This is a genomic window from Alloprevotella sp. oral taxon 473 str. F0040, assembly GCF_000318095.2.
In the GTDB taxonomy this organism is placed as follows: Bacteria; Bacteroidota; Bacteroidia; order Bacteroidales; family Bacteroidaceae; genus Alloprevotella.
The window spans coordinates 1-5542 of the sequence record NZ_KB290716.1 but is presented as its reverse complement, the minus strand read 5'-3'; the positions used below and the strand labels follow the sequence as shown (position 1 = coordinate 5542).

The following is a 5542-nucleotide window of genomic DNA, read 5'->3' as shown; positions in this document are numbered from 1 at the left end:
GCGCGTCTACCAATTCCGCCACCTCTCCATTCTTTCTTGTCTTGTGTTGTCGTGTTGAGTAGGGGGAACTCAACCACAAGTTTGTCGTGTTGAACCTATGCGATTCTTGTGCCCAGAACAGGACTCGAACCTGCACGTCGTGAAACACTCGCACCTGAAACGAGCGCGTCTACCATTCCGCCACCTGGGCTTGGAAGTGATTCAACTTGTCCAAATGTGAGCGGAAAACGAGACTCGAACTCGCGACCCCAACCTTGGCAAGGTTGTGCTCTACCAACTGAGCTATTTCCGCGTTTCACTACCTTCCACAGAAGTTTTCTGTTACAGAAGATTGTTGTGGCGTTATCTCTCAAACGCAGTGCAAAGGTAAGAGCTTTTTATGAAACAACCAAATGATAGAGCTGGTTTTTTCTGCATTCTTCCGTAAAATCTTATGTAAGTATGGTTGATGTAAGGTGAAGTTTGCATTTTTCGCAAACTGATGGCCGATCTTCTAGCGATTAGCGCAGACAAGTGATGACTTTAAGGGAGGAGTTCGGTTTGTAAAAAGTCTTCTGCGGCACTTAGTGTGTCTAGTTTTCCTACATCTAAAAGGTGTAGATCCTGGGCAATCTTAGCCTCAAAACGAAATTGCTGGCACTCGTTGAGATAGAAATCCATGATGGGGAAGGCTTCTGGATAGGCTGAGAGTGCAGCTTCTAAACGAGGAGAGATGACATGAATGCCAGAGAAAGCATAATGGTGATAGTCACTTGGAGTGAGATTAGAGTAGGGGGAGCGTACTTCGTGGGTGGCAATATTCTCCCATCCCATCAAACGGTTATGCTCATTAACGAGAAGATATCGCTGCGTTTTGCGGTCGCTGACTAATAACATAGAGTCTGCTTGTGACTGTTCGGCTTCGCTATATAGGGCACTGAGGTTGGTATTACTCAAGATGTCCACATTGTGAATTAAGATGGGCGCCTCTGAAGGAGTGAATAGGCTAAGAGCCTGGCGTAGACCGCCGCCAGTGTTTAGCAGCTGCTGACGTTCATCGGAGATACGAATGGGGATACCCCAATCCTTTTGAGTGATATAGTTTATAATTTGGTCAGCGAAATGATGTACATTAACTACAATTTCAGTAGCACCAGCTGCTGTAAGACGTGTTAGGGTGTGATAAAGCAATGGTTTTCGAAGGACGGGTACCATAGCTTTAGGCATGGTATCGGTGAGAGGACGAAGGCGAGTGCCAAGACCTGCAGCAAAAATGAGTGCGCGCATGTGTATATAGTTGAATGTAGGGAATTCTTGTGATTAGCGAATCGCAGCTAATCTCATGTACCTTGTAAGTGTTGTAGGGAAAGGCGTGGCTTGTGTGTCGTAAAAGATGTCTTGTAGGTGCAGTCTAGGGAAGGAATTGCTCCCTTTCCTAAGTTGAGTGTACCCCATAGATCATGTAAAAAGTAAAGGGACACAATTGCTTGCGTCCCTTTGGAAAAAGTTAGTTGTTAAATCGGCTATAGATTACCGATAAATCAACTCCGTTATTTTTGCCACCTGCTAGACGTACACCATAGAGTCCGAAAGCATAGTTCAAGCGAACTAGGTTTTTAACCGTCTGGCGAGTCATCGGATTAGTGGTTGTGGTAAACACAGGGGTTGCTGGTACAATTGCTACTCGATTCCAATTGGGATTTTTTTGTTCCCAAGCCGCCCATTTCGCTTTGCGAGTAGCTTCAGAGTCGGTTGCTGTAACTCCAGCACCTGCATCGCGTTCGTTTCGCATGATTGTGATAAGCGGAGCTATATTGGTGAATGGGTAACTATGCGTTGCCTTTTGAGTCTTTGAACCTTTGTTGTCTAAAACTGCAGCAAATGAAGTTCGACCATCTGGAAGATGATTCTTCTGGAAGAAGTTTTCAAAGTCTGCAACACGCATCATCACCAAATAAGGTGGTGCTTCTTGAACTTTTTGTAGCGAAGCATCTTCCGCAATGGTTCGAAGGTAGAGCCGAGCATTATTAATTGAGTCGTTATAGTGAGTACCTGCTATAATGTCGTCTATGGGAAGTGTGGCTTCTGTGTGGAGAGCTGTAGGAGCCTTTATGTAGGTGAAATCCTGCGTGTTGTCCAGCAAACTAGAGGGAATCTCATTCTCTATGCGAGACGTTTGAATGACCTCGTCTGTAGAGGTAAATACCTGCACATCAGAGATGATGCTGTCTGGTTTGTTCTTAAGATCAGGATGATAACGATAGTATAGGTTGAGAGCTAAGTGATCAGCTTGCACCATTGTGCCCAAACCACCAGCGTGTTTCATATAGAAACCACCTAGCACATGGTGAGCAAAAGCATAACTATCTTTGAAGTGTTCTGGGGTCTTATGATATGCATTTAAGATGCGCTGACCAAATTCTTTTGAAAGACGAATGTTGAAGTAGCGGTAGTTCTTTTTGTTTTCTACCTGTGCTTTGGGTTGAGTTTGGTCAAAGATGGAGTATGACGCGGTTTGTTGTTCTCCTCCTTGTTTCAGCCATTCCTCGGGGTTGAGGTTAGTGTAATAGGTCGTGCTGCCGTTAGGTGTCTTTTTGCTGTCAATCTCTTGTGCTGTTACCTTCATGGTAGCAAGAGAGTCACCAAAATAGTTTACATGCCAAAAGGTGAGTGAGCATGAATCAACGACTACATTGCCCTGATCATCCTTTACCATTTTGTTAAGTGTCGGAAATGGTGTTACTTCGGGGATGAAGAATTGCGAAACAAATCCGTTGGTGGTACGAATATTAGTAACAGGATCAATGACACTGCCTAAAAGACTATTGTTGGTGCGTGCTGCGATAGCTCCCGTTTTCACGGTCTGCGTTGGCACTTTCACCGTCAGTTGTTCTGTAAACACCTTATCGGCTTCGGGCATGATGTCAGATCCCAAGCTCGTAGCATCTTCATTACAAGCTGTGGTGAGGGTTGCTGCACCAACAAGTAGGGCACAAAGTGAGAGGTAAGCCTTCATAAACTATAGGGTGTGGGAATTGCTGAAAAGGGTGAAACAAAATCATGCATATTTCTTATGCACATACATTCATCGCACCTTATCTATAACGGCAGGTATGCAGTGTTATTGTTCGTTTTCGCCAAAGACTTTTTGGTAGAATGCTTCGTATTCTTCCATAGAAGGTGTACCACCATTAGTGGTGAGTACAGGAATGCCGCTTTTTTCTGCATGTTTAGCGAGTGCATCAATCTTACCTTCTTGGATGAAACCATCACTAAAATGGATGGCTAGTTGTTCAAGTGCGTGTGGTTGTGAAAAGTCTATTCCTGTCTGAGCGATAAGCTCTGGAGTAGCCTCACGTAGGTTGACACACTCGGCAAAATTAGTTGTTGGTGCAAGTGTTGTGGTATCCTCATAGGAAGAATATACCACTTTGGTGTTAGCAAACGAAGGAGAGTCGTTGAAAGCCTGTTTAATGTAAAGGGGGACAATAGAAGAAATCCAACCTTGGCAGTGGATTACATCAGGTACCCAACGCAGTTTCTTTACCGTTTCAAGTACACCGCGTGCATAGAAAATAGCACGTTCAGCGTTGTCTTCGTATTCATTACCCTCAGCATCCGTGCGCATTTCGCGTTTGTGGAAGAAGTCATCATTGTCGATGAAATAGACTTGCATACGAGCTGCTTGGATAGAAGCTACCTTGATGATAAGTGGATGATCCGTATCGTCAATGATAATGTTCATGCCCGAGAGGCGAATCACTTCGTGCAATTGGTTGCGACGTTCGTTGATGTTTCCCCATCTAGGCATAAAAGTGCGGATTTCGTAACCCTTTTCTTGGATAGCCTGTGGCAGGTTGCGTCCAGCTGTCGCCATTTGCGATTCGGGTACGTAGGGAAAGATCTCTTGGGTGATGTACAATATCTTCTTTGCGCTCATTACGAATGGTTTTGTTTTGGGAGTCATCAGTATCTATATAGAATAATCCCATTATAATCAACTGCAAAGTTACGAAAAAAATAAGGAAGTAGCGCAGTTTGTTAGCTTTTTCTTATGGAAACCCCAGTTTTAGAAGTGCAATTCAGCAACCGAACTACGAAGTGCATTGTTTTGTGTAATGCTGAAAAGCAACGACTGCGCCAAGAATATCAACTTGGCGCAGTCGTCTAAAGATAACTCTATTCGGGCTTCAAGGAATAGAGCATTGCTATTTAGCTAGTTTAGCTCACTTTAGCGGACAACTTTGACACGGAAACCATCACTAGTGTCTAGGATAAAGACCCCTTGCAAGAAGCCAATGGGGATCCGTATTTCAGTGTCGGTTGCAATATGTTGCTGTAATGTCTTACCTTGCAGAGAGTGTAGGCGTACAGAAGTATCTGGTTTAATGCCACGTAATACCAAGATGTTACCTTCCCAATCTAAGGTATGGTGCCCTTCTGTCGTTATTTGTGCTAAAGATGTCGGTGGATACACTTTTACCTTGCATTCTGCCTTCAGTCCACTACCATCTTGTACTGTAGCAGTGATGGTGACTTCACCAGCCTTCAAGGCTTTGAATCTACCTTCCCCCAAGTCTTGGAGGATGTCGGTTTTATCCATCTTCCAAACCACCTTTTGTATGGCCTTTTCAGGCATTACTTTAGCGGTAAGGGTGAACACATCTTCTAAATGTACATTGCGTTCTACAGAATCTAAAACTATTTCCGTAGCTTTAGGAATCTTGGGTTCCTGTTTCTTTTTAGTCACAGTTACATGACATTCTGCTTTTGCTCCGCTACCATCTTGCGCTAAAGCTAAAATTGTCACCCTACCTTCTCTGACTGCTTTGAAATTGCCTTCCCCTAGGCTTTCGAGTACCATACTATTACTCAACTGCCAAGACACCTTTTGATTGGCTTTCTCGGGAAAAACACTAGCCGTTAATTTTAGAATGTCTTCCACGTGGATGAAAGCCAGTTTCATGTTTAGAATAACCTGCGTAGCCTTGGGGATCTCTGGCTTTTTCTCCTTCACTGTCACGCGGCATTCTGCCTTCACTCCGCTACCATCTTGTGCAGTAGCAGTGATAACTACTTCACCTGCTTTCAAGGCTTTGAACTTGCCTTCACCCAAGTCTTGGAGGATGTCGGATTTATCCATCGACCAAGTCACCTTTTGCGCAGCCTTTTCGGGCATTACGTTAGCGGTAAGAGTGAACACATCGTCCACAGTCGCGGTGTGTTGAGTTTCATTCAGCACCACTTTTGTAGCCTTCGGATTCTTGACCGTCACGCGGCATTCAGCCTTCACTCCGCTACCATCTTGTGCAGTAGCAGTGATAACTACTTCACCTGCTTTCAAGGCTTTGAACTTGCCTTCACCCAAGTCTTGGAGGATGTCGGATTTATCCATCGACCAAGTCACCTTTTGCGCAGCCTTTTCGGGCATTACGTTAGCGGTAAGAGTGAACACATCGTCCACAGTCGCGGTGTGTTGAGTTTCGTTCAGCACCACTTCTGTAGCCTTCGGATTCTTGACCGTCACGTGGCATTCAGCCTTCACTCCGCTACCATCTTGTGC

General features: G+C 44.7%; 4 protein-coding genes and 3 tRNA genes (1 of these 7 cut by a window edge). All 7 read right to left on the bottom strand.

What is annotated here, in order from left to right:
* Positions 1-28, bottom strand: a tRNA-OTHER gene (locus tag HMPREF9999_RS10440); it reaches 51 nt to the left of the window's first position.
* A gap of 81 nt (positions 29-109) precedes the next feature.
* Positions 110-190 (bottom strand) — tRNA-Leu (locus HMPREF9999_RS04270).
* 29 nt (positions 191-219) lie between these two features.
* A tRNA-Gly gene (locus HMPREF9999_RS04265) sits at positions 220-292 on the bottom strand.
* Between the two features lie 230 nt (positions 293-522).
* Positions 523-1266 carry a nucleotidyltransferase family protein gene (locus tag HMPREF9999_RS04260; protein ID WP_009437189.1) on the bottom strand — a complete coding sequence of 248 codons (744 nt, stop codon included), beginning with the start codon at positions 1264-1266 and terminating at the stop codon, positions 523-525.
* Between the two features lie 220 nt (positions 1267-1486).
* The gene (locus tag HMPREF9999_RS04255; protein ID WP_009437188.1) at positions 1487-2995 is read right to left on the bottom strand and encodes a DUF4270 domain-containing protein; all 1509 of its coding nucleotides are present in this window, start codon (positions 2993-2995) and stop codon (positions 1487-1489) included.
* A 105-nt stretch (positions 2996-3100) separates the two neighbouring features.
* A complete protein-coding gene (locus HMPREF9999_RS04250; RefSeq protein ID WP_044063152.1) occupies positions 3101-3919 on the bottom strand; it encodes a glycogen/starch synthase in 819 nt (272 codons plus the stop codon).
* Between the two features lie 291 nt (positions 3920-4210).
* Positions 4211-5542 (bottom strand): Ig domain-containing protein (locus HMPREF9999_RS09940; protein ID WP_009437186.1); only part of this gene is annotated, 1332 nt, incomplete at its 5' end.